At 51.9% G+C, this 880-nt stretch carries 2 protein-coding genes; one reads left to right on the top strand and one right to left on the bottom strand.

Annotation, left to right across the window (positions count from 1 at the left end; all coding sequences use genetic code 11):
* Positions 1-199, bottom strand: a 199-nt coding sequence (locus tag DV417_RS09310) for an rRNA adenine N-6-methyltransferase family protein (RefSeq protein ID WP_275045276.1), incomplete at its 3' end; no start/stop codon positions are given.
* Positions 200-551: 352 nt separating this feature from the next.
* Here DV417_RS09310 and DV417_RS09300 point away from each other — a divergent pair.
* On the top strand, positions 552-880 hold a 329-nt coding region (locus tag DV417_RS09300), incomplete at its 3' end, for a uracil-DNA glycosylase family protein (RefSeq protein ID WP_478292515.1).

The following is an 880-nucleotide window of genomic DNA, read 5'->3' as shown; positions in this document are numbered from 1 at the left end:
CGAGGTCGCGGTCGATTTCGACAACGTGCAGGCGGTTCAGCTTTTTCGCCAAAGGTTCGGTAATCGCCGCCAAACCCGGACCGATTTCAATCACGACATCATCCGCCTGCGGGCGCACGGCGTTGACAATATCGCTGATAATCCGCGTGTCCTGCAAAAAATTCTGCCCGAAACGCTTGCGGGCTTTGTGTTCTTTCATCGTGTTTCCTTTTCGGTTGAAACCCCGCCCTTTAGGGCGGTAGAATCAGACTCTATTTGGGAGGGGCGTAACCCCTTCCAAATCAGGATGGCACATAGGGCGGTGCTTTATGTGTCGTCCTGTGTGTTGAAACATAAATGTGTTTACAGTATCCGTTTGATGTCGGCATTGTAACCGAAAACGGCAGGGCGTGATAATGCTGTTTGAAGGCTTGCCGTGTTTGGCGGTTTGGTGCAAAAACCGGCTGTCTGCCGTTTTGCCTGTTGGAGGATTGAACGTGTCTGAAAATCTGCTTGAAATCGAAACCCATCCCTTCGATTCCGTGTTGCCGCCGAAGGCTGCGGTCATGATGATGGGGACGTTTCCGCCCAAGGAAGACAAACGCGCGATGCAGTTTCATTATCCGAATTTCCAAAACGATATGTGGCGCGTTTACGGGCTGGTGTTTTTCGGCGATGCGGATTATTTCAAAGTGCCGTCCAACGGGGAGGCTGCGCACTCTGAAAAAGCGTTTGATGCCGAGAAAATCAAGGCGTTTTTGCACGAACGGGGGATTGCGTCCTGTCCGACCGTTTTGAAGGCGGTACGTCAGCACGGCAATGCGTCCGACAAGTTTTTAAAGGTAGTTGAAACCGTCGATTTGGCGGCGGTGTTGGCAAAAATACCCGAGTGCCGCCATAT

Source organism: Haemophilus haemolyticus, assembly GCF_003490935.1.
Taxonomy (GTDB): domain Bacteria; phylum Pseudomonadota; class Gammaproteobacteria; order Enterobacterales; family Pasteurellaceae; genus Haemophilus; species Haemophilus haemolyticus_M.
This window is presented reverse-complemented; position numbering and strand designations above follow the sequence as displayed.